A 19,342-nucleotide genomic window follows, 5' to 3' on the forward strand; every position below is an offset into this window, starting at 1 on the left:
GACGCTTCGCTTTCGCACAGTCAAAACATTTGCTGCCGCTACGTTAACACTACGCTTTCGCACAGAAAACATCCGCTGCGCTACAGGGTCTCGGGCCAACACGATGTTGGTCACGAAGGCATTATCACAGGATGTGATGCTTTTAGCCTTCGTTCCTCTATCGCTGATCCCCAAGGAGTCGCCCAGTCTCCACTCCAATCAACTATTTACATAGTAGACGTTTTAACAAAAGTCATCCACAACTTTTGGTGATGAACCAAAAGGAGTCAAATAAAACTGTTAAAATACAATCATAATGAGCCACACAATAATTAGTTAAGACACTATACTCTGAACTTTACTTCGAGTAAAAGACACCAAAATCTCTTACTCGGGGTTTTTTAGGTTTGATAGCCACACGTTTTTTTGATACTCTTCTTCAAAAATCTGGCACGCTTGTGGAAAAAGAAAAAATCCTGCATATCAACTCAGGATTTTCAATCAAACTTTTTATATACGTCGCGACTTTATTTCAAATCTACACTCAATTTTCCTTAATTTACGATAAAACATACTTTTGCAATTGCGGATAGTAATGTATTTGTTGTTATTTTTATATTCACCTTAGTTCATCTTCAAAATATGTAAGTGCAAATATGAGTACAGACCTAAAAAACCTTGACCAGCAAGTGAAGTGACCTCAGTTAGATATTTGTCTAACAACCGGATTCGCTTCAAATTTGCCTATCAAGGTTTTTTTCATCACTATTCAGCTATATGTTTATTTAAATGCTTGAGCAGCTGCAACAGCTTTTTTCCAGCCTGCATAGATTTCTTCACGATGTGAGTCATCCATATTAGGTGTGAATTGACGATCTAAATTCCAATACTCACTAATTTCATCTGGTGATTTCCAGAAGCCAACTGCTAAACCTGCTAAATACGCAGCACCTAAAGCTGTTGTTTCGTTAATGACCGGACGATCAACAGGAACGTTTAATAAATCCGATTGGAATTGCATTAAGAAATTGTTTGCGACTGCACCACCATCTACACGTAATTTCGTTAGTGGAATATTGGCATCTGCTTCCATTGCACCAAGTACGTCTTTTGTTTGATACGCTAACGATTCTAATGTCGCACGTACAAAATGTTCTTTAGAAGTACCGCGCGTTAAACCGAAGACTGCACCTCGTACATCTGAATCCCAATAAGGTGTACCTAGACCAACGAATGCAGGAACTACATAAACGCCGTCAGCCGACTCTACACGTGCAGCATATTGTTCAGATTCTGAAGCAGAACGGAACATTCGTAAGCCGTCACGTAACCATTGAATAGCAGAGCCAGCTACGAAAATACTTCCTTCTAAAGCGTAAGTAACCTTACCATTTAAGCCCCATGCAAGCGTAGTTAATAAGCCATTCTCTGATTTTACTGCCTTTTCACCAGTATTCATCAACATAAAGCAGCCCGTACCGTAAGTGTTTTTAACCATACCTTCTTCAAAGCAAGCCTGACCGAATAGAGCCGCTTGTTGATCACCCGCAGCCCCTGCAATTGGAACAGCAGAACCAAAGAACAGAGCTTCCTCCGTATATCCATACACTTCTGAAGAAGGACGAACCTCAGGAAGCATAGAAGCTGGAACACCTAAAATGTCTAATATTTCTTCATCCCATTTTAAATCATAAATATTGTACATTAACGTACGAGAAGCATTTGAATAATCTGTAACATGGACTTTACCACCTGTTAACTTCCATATTAACCACGTATCAATTGTACCGAATAATAAATCGCCTGCTTCTGCTTTTTCACGAGCACCTTCAACATTGTCTAAAATCCATTTTACTTTTGTACCTGAGAAGTATGCATCGACTAATAAACCTGTTTTATCACGGAATAAATCATTGTAACCGTTTTCTTTCAATTCCTCACAAATAGCGTTCGTTTGGCGTGATTGCCAGACAATCGCATTATAAATTGGTTTTCCTGAATGTTTATCCCAAACAACAGTTGTTTCGCGTTGGTTTGTAATACCGATCCCAGCAATTTGATTTGATTCAATATTTTTTGCAGAGAGCACTGTAGCGATACAAGAAAGAATAGAAGACCAAATTTCTTCTGCATGATGTTCAACCCATCCGGATTGTGGGAAATATTGCGGGAATTCTTGTTGTGCAACGTGGAGAATGCTCCCTTTTTCATCAAACAAAATAGCACGTGAGCTTGTTGTACCTTGGTCCAAAGCTAAAATATATTTTTTTTCTGACATCGGACATACCTCCAATAATTTTTTTATTTCTTTCAGCAAATGTTTTCTGTAGCGAAAGCGAAGCGTCAGCTACAAATGTTTTCTGTAGCGAAAGCAAAGCGACAACTACAATTATGCCGAGGCATAATTGATTTACTCTTCACTTTTAACATTTTTCACTGTCATTTGAGCACTGATAAAAATAATAACTACGATAATAGCAAATACCCAAAATGTGATACTATTTTTCCCCTCAAAAATTTGTTGGAAGAATAGAGCACCAAAAGTACCACCGATAATTGGACCTACAACTGGAATCCATGCATATGACCACCCTGAGTCACGTTTACCTGGGATTGGTAAGAAAAAGTGAGCTATACGTGGGCCTAGGTCACGTGCAGGGTTAATTGCATAACCAGTAGGACCCCCTAATGCCATCCCGATGACTACAATTAGCATACCAACTAGAAATGGATTTAAACCATCCGTAATCGAATTTGTTCCCAATGCTAGAATACCTAAAACAAGTATAAACGTACCAATCATTTCTGAGATTAAATTTGATAATGGATGTTTAATAGCAGGCATTGTAGAAAATACAGCCAGTTTCGCTTCCGGATCTTTCGTACCTTTCCAATGTGGTAGATACATAAAATAAACGAGTATCCCCCCTAAAAATGCACCAATCAATTGTGCAGCAATGTAAGAAGGTACGTCTTCCCACGGGAAATTACCAATTGTAGCAAGCGCGATCGTTAAAGCAGGATTTAAATGAGCCCCACTAATACCACCAACAGCATATGCAGCCATAGCCACACCTAGACCCCAAGCAAATGTAATCACTACCCATCCACCGCCAAAGCCTTTCGATTTGTGCAGTGATACACCTGCAACAACGCCACCACCGAATAAAATAAGAATCATCGTGCCGACAAGTTCAGCTGTAAATGTTGACATACAAGAAGCCCCCTTTGTAATAGTGCACTTAGTAAAAAAATAAACCCACACTTAAACAAACTGCACGTTATAATGCAGATGATTAAATGTGGGTTCCTTTTCCTAACCACGCGCTTTTTAACTTATGTACATTGTAGAGAAAATAATATACATAGTCAACAATATTTTTGGAAATTTTCCCACAAGTTCTTATTTGATGTTGTAATAGCTACTGCTCCAGCTGATAACGCTTCCTCAATGCTTTCAACAGTGCGAACTAGTCCACCTGTAATAACAGGAATTTTTGTTCGCTGGTGTACCTCTGAAATCATTGAAGGAATGATGCCTGGTAATAATTCAATATAATCAGGCTTCGCTGATTCAATCATTGAAAAGCTTTTTTCTAGTGCAATCGTATCAATTAAAAAGACGCGCTGAATGGCAATAATCCCACGAGATTTTGCTTTTATTAACATATTAGATCGAGTGGAAATTATACCTGCTGGACGGATATCATTACATAAAAAATCTGCTGCAAAGTTATCCGTTTTTAAGCCATGAATTAAGTCTGCATGAATAATTAATTTTTTACCGTTACGATCTGCCTCTCGCTTTATTGACATGAGCAAACTAATATGCACTTCTAATAGAACAATGTATTCGAATCGACTATTTAATATTTCATCAAATTGCTTAACTGTACGTGCAGCGGGAATAATTTGTTGATTATTGAAATTCATTTGATTTCCCCTTTACATCAATTATGCCTCGGCATAATTACGTCCGGAATCGGCTTTGTGCTAGCACAAAGCATTCCTTTCCGTTTTCCGTGACATCCGCCGGAGGCTTAACTTATTTCAGCGGATGTTTTTTGTACCGAAAGCGTAGCGACAGGTACAGATGTTTGGACACCCGCTGAAATAAGTTAAAAAGTAGGCCGCCATTAAGACGACCTTCCTTTTTATTATAATGCAGTTGTAGCTCTTGTTATTTCTAAATTTAAATCTTTTTCATATTGTGTACGTTGTTCAGTAGACCAATGTAATTGTTTTGCCATTTCATCTAATACCGCGTCTTTATATTGTTTCACAAGAGCGATATTGAAGAACATATACGCTGTACGACGAATCATAAAGTCGTTTGGATGAACAACCATTTCATGATGAATACCATACAATAACTGGGCATATAGCGCTTGTGGTAAAACAGGATGTTTTTCTTTAGCATAGTCCAAAACAGTATCCACATTAGAACCATAATGATGTGCTAAATGTTTTGCTTCCTCTTCCGATAATCCGATATCAACACCCATTTTTGTTCGTTTCGACACGAAGGCATGTAAGTTTTGGGAGCCCCCAACATCTCCACCGGAAATATGAATCTGCTTTGTATAACATGGTTTTGATGCAATGCCAAATCGTTGTTCTAAATCTTGCGCAATCATATTTAAAACCGTTTCAGCCATTTTACGATAACCTGTTAATTTACCGCCAGCGATTGTCACAAGTCCCGAAGCAGATTCCCATACTTCGTCCTTACGAGAAATTTCAGATGGATTTTTACCTTCCTCATGAATTAATGGACGAACACCTGCCCAGCTTGATTCGATATCTGAATCAGTGACGTTAACTTTTGGAAACATGTAATGAATTGCTTTCATAATATAATCACGATCTTCTTGATGGATATTCATTTCACGCGCATCGCCTTCGTAAAATGTATCTGTCGTTCCAACATACGTTTTCCCATTTCGAGGAATTGCAAACACCATACGACCATCAGGTGTATCAAAATAGACAGCTTGACGTAGTGGGAATTTAGATTCATCAAAAACGATATGCACGCCTTTTGATAAAATTAAATGCTTACCATTTTGTTGTCCTTCGATAGTACGAACCTCGTCTACCCATGGACCAGCAGCATTTACAACTTTTTTTGCTCGAATATTAAATGCGTTATGGGCAATTAAATCTTGTGCTACGATACCATTAATTTTCTTTTCGTCATTGTATAAAAAGTTTTCTGCCTTTGCATAGTTAATGAGTGTAGCACCTTTTTCAATGGCAGCTTTGGCAACTTCGACTGTCAGACGTGCATCATCTGTACGATATTCTACATATACACCACCGCCGCGTAAGTCCTCGCCTTTAACCAAAGGTTCTTTTTCCATTGTTTTTGCAGGACTTAACATATATCGACGCTCAGAACGTTTAACCCCTGCTAAAAAATCATAGACACGTAAGCCAATATTCGTTGAGAATTTGCCGAATGTGCCTCCTTTATGGAATGGCAGTAGCATCCAAACAGGAGTTGTTACATGCGGTCCATTTTCATAAACGATCGCACGTTCTTTTCCTAATTCTGCAACCTCTTTTATTTCAAATTGTTTTAAATAACGAAGTCCACCGTGCACTAATTTTGTCGAACGACTAGAAGTACCAGCGGCGAAGTCTTGCATTTCAACTAACGCTACAGATAGACCACGAGCAATTGCGTCAAGCGCGATACCACAACCTGTAATCCCACCACCGATCACCAATAAATCGTATTCTTTACTTTGTAATTCTTCAATCGTTTGTTGACGTTGTATTGCTGAAGCTGTGCTCATAATGAAATTCCTCCTTATTTAAAGCGAAAAAAAGAGACCATTAAAGGCACATGTACAAATGTACATATGTTTTTAATGGTCTCTCAATCGCTCAAACCTAGTATATTAACTTAATTTCATTGTAGTCTTTTTAGAAAGAAAAGGCAAGGTAGATCGTCTAGAAAAATTACGAATACAACATACACTTTTCAATCATTTATAGGTTTAAATTCGCGTCATATGTACAGTTCAATTGTCATGGCCTCTGATATTATTCCCAAATACAAAAAATTTATTTATTTACATGTTTGAGTGGAACATAAAATAAATTTTAGTTGTTATTGTCGCATCGAAAAAGTTCCACTCCAATCAACTTAATATATGTCATACTTTTAATAATTGTTATCCCTACCTTTCGAGAAATAAAAATAGCAGGCTCTCCATTAACTAGTAATAGAAAACCTACTGATTGACCATCAATTATGCCTCGGTATAATTGTAGCTGTCGCTTTGCTTTCGCTACAGATAAACAATGTGTCCGGAATCGGTCTGTGCTTGCACAAAGAACGACTTTTTGCTGAAAGAAGTTAAAATATGTATTTTATCATTTCATGTATATTGCAATAAGGATTGTCACGGCTTTCCGTCTTACGAAGTGACATCATATCCGTGCAATTTTTAATAGCGACCTCATGGCGAAATGCGATAGGTGCAATGACTGACTCATCTGCTTTATGACGAAAATAACGTGTTACCCCAAGATGCTGCTCCATCTTGTCATTTAATACGGCACGAGGATACTTTTCAGATAGATCGACTTCTTCAAAATGCAACAATAGCCATAATTCGAATGCTTCATTTGAATAGGCAATATGAATACTATTCTCCTCACAAAAGTCATTAACTTCCTCTAATTGCTTTTCAGTTAGATCATCCTTATCAAAAACAATCCAAACCTCATCAAAATATTGGTAGCTTGAATCTCGATAGGCATGCTGGGCTAGCTTAATAGCCGAACGCTTGACGTTTTTTATTTTGACACTTACCATTTTTGAGCGCTTTAAAATACGCATTTGCTCAAAATAAATGCGTTCGGTTTCACCTTCACAATAAATTAAAACTGTTTTACGCAGTGTTCGATTCCCTTGTTGACGCACTCTCACTGCTCAAATACCTCCACTTCCTATTAATTAAACCCGGCATAATTGCAGATAAATTGCCACAGGACGTGGCGTTCTTAGACTGAGTTCCTCTATTTCAGCGGATGTTTGGATACCCGCTCCAAAGAAGTTAAATATTGATCTGATAAATATTCATTAATAACCGGTGTAGCTCCAAATTCTCCTTTTAAGTAACGCTTGGCATAGGAAATATCCCCGCGTTTCTTCTGTAAATCTGCAAAATCAAATAAGGAGTATAACTCGGATTCATTTTTAAAGCTTTTATTCACAAACCATATTTGATCGGAACGTAGTGGCTGATCTAATAAATCAATTTCATGACTTGTGACAACAAATTGATTCGTAACATTACGCTTGCTGTTCATAATGGCCATTAAAAATTCGCAGATGGACACATGAAATGCTGTGTCAAATTCATCTATAAAGATTGTCTTCCCTTTATTGTATGCTTCGACCATGACACATGCTAAATGCAGCATACGGACTGTCCCCTTTGAATCCATCGTCCAATTGATCGTTTCTGTCCCGATCGGCGCGCCTACTTCATCGAACGATAAATAGTGCAAATCGATATCCACTTCTTGTATAACCTCTGAAGTGTCAAAATCATAGCCAATAGTATTTTTCTCTCTTCGCTCAACCCGTCTTGCCGTTACATCTTGAATAGAAAAGTCTGCAATCTTTAGTAACTTTATAACCTCTTTCTTAAAGGGTTCCTCTTCAAGTTTACGAATAAGTGGATGACTTGATAACCGATTTGTTTCATCTAAAAATAGTATTTTATGTAAAAACCAATCAAATATTTTCGTAGCATCTGGGTCATTAAAGACATTTAATACCGATAAGAAAGCTGTATTATCACGCGTATATTTTGTCAATTCTAGCGCAGTACCATCGGCAGTTTCATACAAATATTCCGTACCATCCCATCGTCTATTAAAAAGCTCCACTTTTAGAGACTTTGTCGTTTTAGTTAGACCTTCATAAAGAACCTGTGATGCATTATACTGTACCTCATAATCGTACAGTACCCCATCTAGTAATAACGAAATCATAAATTCTGTCGGTTGTTCTTGCTGACTTCCTAACTTAAACGGCTGGTAGGGCAAGCGTAGTTGTTTAACATTATTAAGATTTTCAAAGTTAAACAATAAAGAACGTAAAATTTTAATAGCAGTGAATAAGTTTGATTTTCCACTTCCATTTGGGCCGAAAATAAAGGCACTTTTAACAAGGTGAAATGAGTCATATTTCATCGTATGTGTATCCTTTAATTTTCGAATACGGCTTCCCGCCACCATTGAAAATAGGGTTTCATCCTTATAACTTAAACAATTTTTCACTCTAAAATCTACTAACATTTGTAGGCCCCCGTTCAATTCCACAGCATTCCTTTAATTATACTATAGGCGTAAAAAAACACCTATTACTCCGCGTAATACCAATAATACGATGCACAATTATTTACTGATGAATGCTAACTTTCCGTCTCCTTAAAAATATAAAAAGACGATTTCCCTTTTAGGGTAAATCGTCAAAGAATACACTGATCATCACCTACATATTTTGAGCCCATCCCCAATGAGTCACCCATAGTTGATAGAAACTGAAGTTGTTCCGATAAATCTTCAAAGTATAATGAATTCATTCACTAACGTGGGGTTGCTTTCCGCTTCGCTGGTCTCTATGGCGTCACCCAGTCCCCACTCCAATCACCTTTTGTATAATTTAATTAAATTCCCACTATCTTTTCATTTTGCAATACTTGCAATGTACGCTCTATGCCTTCCGCAAAAGTAGTTTTTGGTCTCCACCCTATCGCCTTTGCCAGCTTAGCGTTATTTAAAAATGAATGCTCAATATCTCCCTCTCTCGCAGGTGCATATTGAATTTCTAAAGGATGATTTAAATGCTGTAATAATAAAATGACTTGATGAATCGACCATGCCTCATTCGTTGATACATTATAAATGCCCTGTAATCTAGCCTGTACACCAGCATAAATAGCATCCGCAATATCATCTACATATATGAAATCTCGTGTTTGTTCTCCATCTCCATAAATCGTAAAGGGCTTTCCTTCTATACTGCTTTTTAACATGCTAGGAATAACCGCCGTTTCCCCCAGCATACATTGCCTTGGACCGAATACATTAGCAAATCTATAAATTAATGTTGGTAAACGATAATCTCTTTGCCATTTTTCACAGTATGTCTCACCAATACTTTTGTTTAATCCATACATCGAAATCGGCTCACTAACATCTGTTTCTTCTAATGGTGGATAGTGACTATCTCCATAAACAGCTGCTGACGAGGCAAAAACAAAATGCTTTACTTTATATTTTGACGATAAGAAGAGCATCTGACTAAGCCCTACAATATTCGTTAAAACATCCTTCACTGGCTCTTGCACCGATTTTTGAACACTCGTTTGTGCTGCGCAATGAATGACCACATCAAATGATGTTTCTTTAAAAAGATGCTCACAAACTTCATCTTCCACATTCAAAAGATAAGATTTATGATCAAAGTCGACATTGCGTAAATGACCGGTACTTAAATTATCAATAATATAAACATTTGCACCCTCTTTAAAAAAACGTCTCGCCACTGCACTACCAATAAAACCATAACCACCTGTCACTAATACATTCATCCCATCGCCCCCAAAAACAATATGATGTTTTATATGCAATAATTACTAAAATTATGCAAGCAACTTATTTGTTGTGTTATTTTTTGGCAATGTTTTAAGTATAAAAAAATGTGCCCGATATGAAATCGAGCACACTTTACAAAATTAAGCTGGGTTTACTTCCAGTTCAACTGTAATTTTGATGTCTTTCCCAACTAGAACACCGCCAGTTTCCAATGCAGCATTCCAAGTTAAGCCAAAATCTTCACGATTGATTGATGTTGTAGATTCAAAGCCATAAACTTCTTGGCCCCATGGATTTGTACCTTTACCATTAAATTCAGTATCAAATGTTACTGATTTCGTTACGTCTTTAATTGTTAAATCACCTGTAACCGCATATTCATCATTTGATTTTTTTGCAATGTTTGTAGACTTAAATGTAATTGTCGGATATTTTTCAGCATCGAAGAAATCTGCTGCTTTTAAGTGATTATCACGATCTTCACTACGTGTATTGATGCTAGCTGGATCAATTGTAAAGCTAATGTTTGCTGTTGTTAAATCTGCAAGATCTGCCGCTTCAATATCTGCTGAATAAGTATCGAATACACCTTTTACTTTTGATACCATCATGTGTTTTACTTGAAAGTTAATTGCTGAGTGTCCTAAATCAATGTTCCATTTTGCCATTATAAATTCCTCCAATTGGGTTGTTTTTATCTCGAATTCGAGATATATTTTAAAATATGAAGTAACTACTTAAATTATGTTTAAGGTTAAACATTTGTAGTTACTTCTTTTGCATCCTAGTTAAACGCAGTTACGAAAAGTTATTAATTACTTTATGTAACTTACTATATATTAATAATCTACTTACGTCAAGTTATTTTTAAAAATTTTTGACCCAGGCATTTTCAGAAACTACCTGAGCGATGTCTCCGGTTCAGAAATTTTACTCCAACTACTTTCTTTAAATAAAAAAAGAAGCTTCCCAATGAAATGGGAAAACTCCTTATCTATCTGCGTTTCACTAATTTACCTTGGACGACAAAACGATGGTCGTCACTCATGACAGAATCCTTACAAGTGGATAGTGTAAGAATTTTGTCTTCCGGTCCAATCTCTACATTCATTTCGATTGAAGAGCGTGCTTGAATGTCGTCTAAAAATTTTAAGTAAGTATCATTGCTCTTAAACTCTGTTTCAATGTAATAAAAATCAATGGTAGTTTCATATGCGGCAAAGATTTCAACGTTATAACCTTCATACAGTGTATCTAAATAAATGATAGGATGTTCGTTTGCATATTGCTGATTTAAGTAATTTTTAAGACTCCCAAACATCGTACTATTCTTCATGGCATGGCCGTACAAAATAGTATTTTGGTTTATGTTTTGCACATTATTACGATAGTCCATAAATACACTTCCTGCACGACTTTCTCCATCTTTAAAATTATGATTTAAATAAAAATCATTATTTTCAGCTTGTAGAATTGGATTATTGAGCTTTGTCCCGTCTGCAGAAATCCATCCAACAATATTATTATTTACCGTTAGTAAATCATTGAATTGTGGACGGATTGTAAATGGCTTTGTTGAGATTTCATCTGCTTTATCTTCTAAAGAAGCCAATGTTGTTTGGTAAATCGTTTGTGCTTCTTCCAATGATTTTGAAGTCTCATAGTACGTGTATAAGTACTTGGCTAACGCAAAGCCTGAGTATAAGAATATAGCTAAATATATAAATGTTAAAAACTTAGTTGCCCATTTTTTCATAGTATCACCAGTTAAATTGCAAGGGGCACCATGTAAAATCCAAACTGCTCATCCTCATTGAAAATGGCTTCAACCCCATAGACATCTTTAATAACTTCCCTTGTAATGACGTTACGTGGTGCTCCTTCGGCTATTATTTGTCCAGCTTTCATCAGAATGATTTGATCGCTATAGCGAATCGCCTGATTGATATCGTGATGCACCATAACAATTGTTAAGCCATATTCCTCATTTAATGCCTTTACAAGCTCCAATAACTCAATTTGATAATAAATATCCAAATATGTTGTCGGCTCATCCAAACATAAAATTTCAGATTGCTGTGCTAAAGCCATAGCAATCCACACTCGCTGACGTTCCCCACCTGATAAAGCCTCTAAATCGTTTTCTCGTTTTTCCAGTAAATTCGTGCAAGCAAGTGCCCATTCAATAGCTTTGACATCTTCCTCATGATTTCTTTTTAGCATTGAATGATGTGGTAGACGTCCAAAGCTCACTAGCTTTTCTACGGTTAAATCCTTCGGTACATCATTTTGTTGATAGACAATTGCTAGTTTTTTTGCAAATTCTTTTGGCTTGTAGTGCACCAAATCCTTGCTTTCTAACGATACATTCCCCGATATCGGCATATTGTTGCGGGACATAACATTTAATAATGTTGATTTTCCACAGCCATTTGGACCGATAATCGTTGTGATTTTGCCCTTTTGAATGATCGTCGATACACCGTCTAAATGATTTCGAGTATTATCATGCGATACAATAATATCTTGTATTTCCATGTCTTCTCACTCTTTTCGTAATAGGAATATTAAGAATGGCCCACCGATAATCGCCATAATGGTTGATGCTGGAATTTCAAGCGGTACAGCAATTGTGCGACCAATCGTATCTGCCACTAATATTAATAAAGCTCCAGCTAATGCTGTAAAAGGTATGAGCACCTTATGATCGTGTCCAACTATACGACGAGAAATATGTGGTACTAACAGACCGACGAACGAGATAACTCCTGCTACAACAACAGAAACAGCTGATAATAGTACCGCAACAGCGGCTATTAATAGACGAGCACGAGCTATATGAAAGCCTAGACTTTTTGCTGTTTTGTCTTGTAATACTAGGAGATTACACCAACTATATAATGCAAAGGAGGCTATTAATCCGACAGTACCATAAGTAACAATTGTTGATACGTCCTTCCACGTACGCATCGTTAAGTTTGAGCCTACAACGCTGGAAGCTGAAGTATTCAATGAACCGCCTAAACTAATGAAAGCCTCTGTTAACCCCGTGAACATTGCATTAATAGCAATTCCGACTAAAATAAGTTTCAATGGACTTAAGCTTGACTTCCATGACAACCCAAAGACGAGTGCGCAGGCAAATGCCCCGCCCATAAATGCTAATATAGGTGTCATAAAAAATAATGCTGGAAAGAAGGAAATAATAAAGAGCTGGACAAATGCCGCTCCTGAAGATATACCAATAACCCCGGCATCCGCTAATGGGTTACGCATAACTGATTGTAATAGTACCCCTGAAACGGAAAGTGCTGCACCAGCAAACAACGCAACAATGATTCGTGGAAATCGTAAATCTCGGATAGCCTCCATTTGACTATTTCCTTCATCAAATAATGCACCTATAAATTCAAAAAAGCCCATTTTAATGCTACCTGTCGTTGCTGCATAAACTGCTGAGACAAGTAATAATACAATTACAATTGAAAAGCTTACAATTTTTTTTGTCATACCGGACTTCCTTTTTCTTTTCAAATTCCATCATGTTACATGTACATCCACAACTTTTCCTAAGGGACTGAAACATAATTTTCTAATCAATTATGCCTCGGCATAAGGCTTAATAGAAATATTAGAAAAGCAAGGCTATGCTTGCGATACGAGCGACATTTCTAGTTTCTATTTACGATAGAAGATTTCCATTAGCTGTCCTAAAGCCTGTGGCACTTGTAAGGAAGCTGTAGTACCGAACAATTCTTCCTCCAAATCATAGACTTTGCCGTTTTTCACTGCGTTAAAATGCTTCCAAATATCATTCGTTGTAAATTCCTCGTCAAACATTTTTACAACTTCATCTGGCATACCGTGTGATAGTCGTAAAATAATATCAGGGTTACTATTATGCAAGTACTCCGTATTCGAAGACAAGTATTCAGCGTCCTGCCCTTCCATTACATTAATACCGCCTGCACGTTTCACAAGGTCTCCTGCATAGGAATTTTCAGTTGCAACTAAATAACTTCCTGGAATACCAAGTAAGATTAATACACGAGGCCCCTCTTTGTTCTCAGCAACTGTTTGTACAGCATCAATATTTTTTTGTAATCCATTCACTAGCTTCTCGGCTTGTTCTACGCGATTATAGCGTTCGCCAAGTGTTTTAATCTCGGAAAGCATGGCATCAACACTTTGAAAGTTTAAAAAATTAACTGGAATTTTTAACTGTTTGAATTTATCTTGTAAATCATACTCTAACGTTGAAACTGATAACACATCTGTTGGATTTAATGATTTAACAATCTCCATATCTGGCTCCATTGCGTTACCGATAGTAGGCAGTTCATCGAAACGTTTTGCTAATGTTTTTTCTGTTTCAGGCACTGCTATAGCGTCCAACTCAAGCTTATCTAGAATATCTGCAATAACAACCGTTCCTGCAATAATACGATGTTCATTCGCATCAGTTGCTTCAGTTGATGGTTGTGCTTTTTCCGTTGGTGTCTCTGTCTTTTCTTGCTTACTGCCATCACTACAGCCGACGACTACCAAAAGTAATGACATCATCGCCATTATGAGCAACCAACATTTCCAATTCTTTTGCATAAAGTCATCTCCTACTTATTTCTGTTCAGTCGCATCTTTTCTTGCATTTTTAAAACGGCGAACGAGCGACCAGCCCGATAAAATACAAATTACTACTAGCAATACTATCTTCACAATATTCAGCTGAGCAAGCTGCTGATCGACTTTTGAATCCTTCGCTACTTTTTCAGTAGTCTCCTCTTTAACATCAGCTTTCTCGGCGTCGTCTTCATCTTCAATAGGTGCGTCAAGTGTACGATCAAATGCTAACCGCTCTTCCTTAGGCACAGTTACAGTTGGCTGGAATGATGGCAGTGGTCGTGATAACTGAGTCGGTTTTACAGGCTCATGTTGTGTTTCCACTGGTGCCTTTTTGACTTTCTCTTTAACAATAACAGGTTGCTTTTCACTAGCTACTTGCGTAGAAGGTGCTGTTACAGAGGGCTTACTTAAAAACTTCGCTACCTGCTGTTGATCAAATTTTAGATTTACGAAATATTGATGATGATAAGACATCTCAGGTATATCAACTTTAACCCACATTCGTATTGGCTTTTCAAAATTACTAATTTCAAATTCAACAATTCTGGCATTGTCTACAAGTGAAATAAACTTTGGCTCTACCTGTTTTCCTTGTTTATCTACAGTTAAGCCTGTTATCCAATTAGATTTTAAAATTGTCATGTGAGCATAATATTTGCCATTTTTTTCTTTTATTTCTGCAACAGGGTTTACATATGTATTCATAATGGATTGTTCGTTCTTTCCATCTACTAATAATACGTAATTCATTGACCATTCCTTATCATAGATTTCTTCTGAAATAGATTCGTCAATTTCGTTTTCTGGAATAACTTCCTCATCCTTTTGCACAATTGTTGAAAGGGTTGTTAACTGTAATTGAAGCTCCTTGGAAAAAGGGACATATTCCTCAGAGGATGAAAATGCTACCTCACCTTTAATGATAATAGGCCGATGTAAATCCTTGACATCAAATTGAACTAAATTTTCAGTCTGAACGTTTGACGAAAGCTTATTTTCCTGCTGTTCGATATGTAAATCTCTTATACTCAATGGCTTCTTTATAGCCAAATTTAAGCTATATTGACCGTTCTTTACATCAATTGTCGCCAATTCGCTAAAAATATTGTCTTTCCCTCCATCTAGAGATGAAAAACTTAGTTCAACTTGATAGCTCCCATTTTCTAATACAGATTCTTCAGCTTTTGCCTGAAGCCATACACATGGAGGGAAAAGCATCAGTAAAAAAGTACTCAAAACGAATACTTGAACTATTTTTCTATTGCTAATCACTGTGTAAATTCCTCCAAATTCTTTAAGAGCACAGTAACTTCCTTCCTCAAATAAGTGAGAAAGGAAGTGGCTGTAACCGTACTATTTATTCATGTATTGTAATGAGCCATTTAAAATTTTTGCCATTTGTGTGCGTTTTAATGGACTGCTTGCATTAATAACAGTTTTGCCATTAGCATTTACAGATCCAGTCATGATTTTACCTGCATATAGGAACGCAAAGGCTTTTTTCGCTTCTTCACTTGTAACAGTTGCACCATCAGCATAATAAGATAAGCTTGGATCACCATAGTTCATTTCTTTTCCTGCAACATGTGCTACTGCACGGTAAATCATCACTGCTGCTTGTTGTCGAGTAAGTGTTCCATTTGGATTAAAGTTCTCTGCCTTCACGACAATTCCAGCCTCAGCTAAGGCATTGATTGCTTGTACACGTTCTGTATCAAGTTTCGCTGTATCTTTAAATCCAGCATTTGTTGTAGAAGATAAGTTTAATGAACGAGCAATCATTAACGCAAATTGAGAGCGTGTAATATTGTCATATGGTTTAAAATTATCTTGACCCTTAACAATTCCCTTACTGTATAATGCTAAGATTGCTTCTTTATTACCATCATTACTAATATCTTTAAATGGATTCACCACTGGTTTCACTGCGCCTTCGACAGCAAAGCTAAATTGTACTTGATGGTTTGAGTCATAGTTCACGCCTTTTTCTGGCTCATTCACAACAATATGTAGCTGAGCATTTACAAGTTTCTTTAAGTCTGTCACTACAAATGAGTACTTACTAGTATTTGTTGTATCGTCTTGACTTACTAAAGTTGCTTCATTTCCTTCCACTTTGAATCCTTTAACATATTGACCTTGAGGGAATGTCATAGTAACTACGTTTTTACCATCTACTACTGATACGCCTACTTTGGGTTGAATATATTGCTTCATAATAGATTCTTCAGAAGTACCGTTTTTGTAAACAGTGATAGCCACTTCATTTACTTTAACTTCTTCTTTAACCTCTTCAGATTTACCGTTTTCTTCCGTAGTAGTTGCTTCCTTATTTTCTACTGCTTTTAAATCAAAATCATACCACTTGTCCATATTAGCTGAAGCTACGACAACATGAATTTTCGCTTGTAATACTTCACCAGCTACAACTGGGAAACTGTATGTAATTGTGCCATCTGCATTTTTAACTTCAGTAGCATCTACTAACTTATCACCTTGCTTTGTTTGTAAACCTGCGATCATTGGGGCAGATTTTGCTGCTACCGTTAATTTTGCCTCAAATTTCCCATCCTTCTCAACGATTGTGCCTGTTGAAACAAGATGAGAGCTAATTAAAGGTTGGGGTTCTGTTGTACCAGGCTTAAAGATGTGGAAATCTACTATAGTATCAATATTTTCTGATTTAATTGCCCCTACTTTTACTTCAGTATTTGTAGTCGTTACTTCAGCTACCTTTGCAGATGCAAATGATGGTGCTGAAAGCGATGCTGCTAGCAATGAAGCTAGTACTATTTTTGTTGCGCGTGATTGTTGTTTTTTAGCCATTATTGACCCTCCGTTTTTGTTTGTATTTTTTTTCTATAAAGTAAAAATGCTGATCCAACTAATGCCACAATTAATAAATACGGTGTAACATCACTTGTTTGCGGATTCGGCACATGACTTTCAGAAGAATTTGTTGGTGCATTAGTAGTTTTCGAATCTGATGCTGTTGTTGTGCTTCCTCCAGATGCTGCATCAAATACTAGTGAAACGCTGTATTCATGGTGATAATTAATATCGTCAATATCAATTTTCATAGAAGTCACAACAGGTTTCGTTAAATCTTTAACTGTAAATTTTACAGTACGAGTATCTGCTGCTTTATCTTCGCTTACTACAGTTGCTCCACCAGGTGGTTGGAACTTTGTGATCCATGCACTATTTTTTAATGTAATTTGAACAGTAGCTGTCCCATTTTTCAATGTGACCTTTGCTGGTTTTATAAAATAATCATTGGCAATGGATACAGAGTTGCTCTCAGGTTTATTGACCTGATATTTTATCGAATGTGTGCCGTCAGCTAGTTGAGCAGATGCTTGTGGTAACGCAAAGTTACTAACAAACAAAGTTGCAAGCATGACGAACATCATTAATTTCTTCATGTGTTGTACGCCTCCTCTGAAAAATAATTGAAAGTAATTTATTGAAAACGAAAATCATTCTCATTTATACTCTCATTACCAAGAATAATCGTTTATACCAGTGTATGTCAATAACAAAACCGAATTCGTCTTCGATATGTCAAATTACCTTCAAAAAAAGAAATATCACGTTAATAACATGTGATATTTCCTATATTTTTAATTAAAATGCCCTTTCTATTTATTCATCTCAACTAGACATCTAGTATATTTAAGAAACTATTTCAATAATCGCTATAAGAATAAGTAGCCACCCTGAAATAGCGGTTGAGTGTTTTCCAATAAAAGTCTTTGTAAGTAAGACTCCAAAATGAACACCCGCACCTACTGTGATGAACGAAAAGACACCGATAGAAATAACTGTCCAAATCGCAGAAATACCATTGGCCCCAAGTGCTATTCCTCCTGCTAAACAGTTGGCTGATAAGACAAAGCCGAGCGTCATTGCTTCTCGAATTGAAATTATATAATTTTTATCCTCATCAAATACTTCAGGATTTCCCAATATTCCTTGTTTAGAAAAGCGACTAGATAATAAAGTCCATATCCCAATCGCACAAAGTAAAAGACTCCCTATTAAATTTGCGAAATCCGGAGAGATAAAATTAATAACTACGCTTCCAGCTGTTACTGCAGCGTATGTGACGATCATTGAAATTAGAGCAATTACCGCATTGGATAATATGGGTATTTTCACTCGCTTAATACCATAGGCGAGACCAATTCCTAAATTATCTAAGTTGGCAGCTATCCCAATAAGAATGATGGCTATCCAATGCATTCTTTTCCTCCTCAATAACGTAAAATCCATTCTCACATAGGATATGAAGGAATAAAATTTTTGTTCATCTATGTTTTGAACGGAGTGAAACGCGGAGAAATTGTGATTGCCCTTGATACAATAACTATTTCACATACTTTAACACCTTTAACACGCGGAAGACTTGATATTACTTACGTTTGCTCGTCTTTTACCCGCGGGTACTGTTATCCTATCGTTTAAACTTATTCAATTGTTTGGAAATCTTTTCAGCAATAATTGCGGTTACAACGGATGACTCTGCTACATGCTGTATTGCTTGTAAAGTTTTTGAAATGCTCTTTGCTATATCATTCGACTGATTAGATGACTCTATTACGACATTTGACATTTTCAATTTTGCTTTTTGTATTTCTAACATAGGTGATTCGATCAAGAATCCTGTACGTTGTAACAAGGATAACCGACGTTTGTTTAAACTATTGATTGTCCCTTCAAAAGGCTTAATGAGTCCGAGCAGCATTTTTAGCGTAGTTGTTTTTCCAGCACCGTTCGGGTCCAAAAACCCATAAATCTCTCCTTCCCGAACATAAAGATCAACTTTTTTTACCGAATTAATTGATCCAAACTTTTTGCTAAGATTTTGTGTTTGCACAATAGCCGATGTATTCATAGGAAAAAATCATTTCTGTTCAACTCAAACATTAATAAATTTACCTTTCTCAAATCTAAAGTGAGCCTTACGACAGCCTTAAATTAAAGATTCAATGGCTCTTAAACATGAACTTTTTTTCTTGTTCTATCTCGAATATCCATTTAAGATTTTCAATTTTTAAAATAAGCCAATTTGACAAAAGTAACAACCTTTTGATAACTTTAAGTTGTTACTTGT

At 36.6% G+C, this 19,342-nt stretch carries 15 protein-coding genes and 2 pseudogenes; all 17 read right to left on the reverse strand.

Translation table 11 applies throughout. The features are described 5' to 3' along the window. Positions 1-760: 760 nt before the first annotated feature. A complete protein-coding gene (gene glpK / locus ACIPKN_RS19440; protein ID WP_142510797.1) occupies positions 761-2,257 on the reverse strand; it encodes a glycerol kinase GlpK in 1,497 nt (498 codons plus the stop codon). Between the two features lie 132 nt (positions 2,258-2,389). Beyond that, on the reverse strand, positions 2,390-3,193 hold the full coding sequence (locus ACIPKN_RS19445) for an MIP/aquaporin family protein (protein ID WP_400939152.1): 804 nt from the start codon (positions 3,191-3,193) through the stop codon (positions 2,390-2,392). 155 nt (positions 3,194-3,348) lie between these two features. After that, the gene (locus ACIPKN_RS19450) at positions 3,349-3,912 is read right to left on the reverse strand and encodes a glycerol-3-phosphate responsive antiterminator (RefSeq protein WP_142510799.1); all 564 of its coding nucleotides are present in this window, start codon (positions 3,910-3,912) and stop codon (positions 3,349-3,351) included. Between the two features lie 224 nt (positions 3,913-4,136). Continuing rightward, positions 4,137-5,780 carry a glycerol-3-phosphate dehydrogenase/oxidase gene (locus ACIPKN_RS19455; RefSeq protein WP_400939155.1) on the reverse strand — a complete coding sequence of 548 codons (1,644 nt, stop codon included), beginning with the start codon at positions 5,778-5,780 and terminating at the stop codon, positions 4,137-4,139. A 566-nt stretch (positions 5,781-6,346) separates the two neighbouring features. Then, a complete protein-coding gene (locus tag ACIPKN_RS19460; protein ID WP_400939157.1) occupies positions 6,347-6,922 on the reverse strand; it encodes an RloB family protein in 576 nt (191 codons plus the stop codon). A gap of 89 nt (positions 6,923-7,011) precedes the next feature. Then, positions 7,012-8,301: an AAA family ATPase gene (locus tag ACIPKN_RS19465; protein WP_400939160.1), complete on the reverse strand. Its 1,290-nt coding sequence runs from the start codon at positions 8,299-8,301 to the stop codon at positions 7,012-7,014. 371 nt (positions 8,302-8,672) lie between these two features. Next, positions 8,673-9,599, reverse strand: coding sequence for an NAD-dependent epimerase/dehydratase family protein (locus ACIPKN_RS19470; protein WP_142510803.1), 927 nt, complete (start codon positions 9,597-9,599; stop codon positions 8,673-8,675). Positions 9,600-9,743: 144 nt separating this feature from the next. Further along, the gene (locus ACIPKN_RS19475; protein ID WP_400939162.1) at positions 9,744-10,271 is read right to left on the reverse strand and encodes a YceI family protein; all 528 of its coding nucleotides are present in this window, start codon (positions 10,269-10,271) and stop codon (positions 9,744-9,746) included. A 326-nt stretch (positions 10,272-10,597) separates the two neighbouring features. Continuing rightward, positions 10,598-11,359, reverse strand: coding sequence for a class B sortase (gene srtB, locus ACIPKN_RS19480; RefSeq protein ID WP_400939164.1), 762 nt, complete (start codon positions 11,357-11,359; stop codon positions 10,598-10,600). 11 nt (positions 11,360-11,370) lie between these two features. After that, the gene (locus ACIPKN_RS19485; RefSeq protein WP_400939167.1) at positions 11,371-12,141 is read right to left on the reverse strand and encodes an ABC transporter ATP-binding protein; all 771 of its coding nucleotides are present in this window, start codon (positions 12,139-12,141) and stop codon (positions 11,371-11,373) included. Then, positions 12,110-13,113 (reverse strand): annotated as a pseudogene (locus ACIPKN_RS19490) (FecCD family ABC transporter permease). Before ACIPKN_RS19490 ends, ACIPKN_RS19485 begins: the two are co-directional and overlap by 32 nt. Before the next feature lie 168 nt (positions 13,114-13,281). After that, positions 13,282-14,205 (reverse strand): heme ABC transporter substrate-binding protein IsdE, encoded by a 924-nt coding sequence (gene isdE / locus ACIPKN_RS19495; protein ID WP_255505303.1) that lies wholly within the window; start codon positions 14,203-14,205, stop codon positions 13,282-13,284. Positions 14,206-14,220: 15 nt separating this feature from the next. Continuing rightward, positions 14,221-15,498, reverse strand: coding sequence for an NEAT domain-containing protein (locus ACIPKN_RS19500; protein WP_400939171.1), 1,278 nt, complete (start codon positions 15,496-15,498; stop codon positions 14,221-14,223). Positions 15,499-15,579: 81 nt separating this feature from the next. After that, a complete protein-coding gene (locus ACIPKN_RS19505) occupies positions 15,580-17,052 on the reverse strand; it encodes an NEAT domain-containing protein (RefSeq protein WP_400939173.1) in 1,473 nt (490 codons plus the stop codon). Beyond that, positions 17,052-17,651 carry a heme uptake protein IsdC gene (gene isdC, locus ACIPKN_RS19510; protein WP_400939176.1) on the reverse strand — a complete coding sequence of 200 codons (600 nt, stop codon included), beginning with the start codon at positions 17,649-17,651 and terminating at the stop codon, positions 17,052-17,054. The genes ACIPKN_RS19505 and isdC overlap by 1 nt, the downstream gene beginning before the upstream one ends. Before the next feature lie 250 nt (positions 17,652-17,901). After that, on the reverse strand, positions 17,902-18,471 hold the full coding sequence (locus ACIPKN_RS19515; protein WP_142510811.1) for a manganese efflux pump: 570 nt from the start codon (positions 18,469-18,471) through the stop codon (positions 17,902-17,904). A gap of 358 nt (positions 18,472-18,829) precedes the next feature. Next, positions 18,830-19,123 (reverse strand): annotated as a pseudogene (locus tag ACIPKN_RS19520) (ATP-binding cassette domain-containing protein); the annotation flags it as partial. Positions 19,124-19,342: the final 219 nt, after the last annotated feature.

The organism is Lysinibacillus sp. NPDC086135 (genome assembly GCF_044746345.1).
GTDB lineage: Bacteria > Bacillota > Bacilli > Bacillales_A > Planococcaceae > Lysinibacillus.

What these genes read in the sequence shown, in the direction of transcription:
- ACIPKN_RS19515 (WP_142510811.1), bottom strand. Translation starts at nt 18,471, where the DNA reads ATGCATTGGATAGCCATCATTCTTATTGGGATAGCTGCCAACTTAGAT.
- ACIPKN_RS19485 (WP_400939167.1), bottom strand. Translation starts at nt 12,141, where the DNA reads ATGGAAATACAAGATATTATTGTATCGCATGATAATACTCGAAATCAT.
- isdC (WP_400939176.1), bottom strand. Translation starts at nt 17,651, where the DNA reads ATGAAGAAATTAATGATGTTCGTCATGCTTGCAACTTTGTTTGTTAGT.
- glpK (WP_142510797.1), bottom strand. Translation starts at nt 2,257, where the DNA reads ATGTCAGAAAAAAAATATATTTTAGCTTTGGACCAAGGTACAACAAGC.
- ACIPKN_RS19505 (WP_400939173.1), bottom strand. Translation starts at nt 17,052, where the DNA reads ATGGCTAAAAAACAACAATCACGCGCAACAAAAATAGTACTAGCTTCA.
- ACIPKN_RS19450 (WP_142510799.1), bottom strand. Translation starts at nt 3,912, where the DNA reads ATGAATTTCAATAATCAACAAATTATTCCCGCTGCACGTACAGTTAAG.
- ACIPKN_RS19445 (WP_400939152.1), bottom strand. Translation starts at nt 3,193, where the DNA reads ATGTCAACATTTACAGCTGAACTTGTCGGCACGATGATTCTTATTTTA.
- ACIPKN_RS19465 (WP_400939160.1), bottom strand. Translation starts at nt 8,301, where the DNA reads ATGTTAGTAGATTTTAGAGTGAAAAATTGTTTAAGTTATAAGGATGAA.
- isdE (WP_255505303.1), bottom strand. Translation starts at nt 14,205, where the DNA reads ATGCAAAAGAATTGGAAATGTTGGTTGCTCATAATGGCGATGATGTCA.
- ACIPKN_RS19475 (WP_400939162.1), bottom strand. Translation starts at nt 10,271, where the DNA reads ATGGCAAAATGGAACATTGATTTAGGACACTCAGCAATTAACTTTCAA.
- ACIPKN_RS19455 (WP_400939155.1), bottom strand. Translation starts at nt 5,780, where the DNA reads ATGAGCACAGCTTCAGCAATACAACGTCAACAAACGATTGAAGAATTA.
- srtB (WP_400939164.1), bottom strand. Translation starts at nt 11,359, where the DNA reads ATGAAAAAATGGGCAACTAAGTTTTTAACATTTATATATTTAGCTATA.
- ACIPKN_RS19470 (WP_142510803.1), bottom strand. Translation starts at nt 9,599, where the DNA reads ATGAATGTATTAGTGACAGGTGGTTATGGTTTTATTGGTAGTGCAGTG.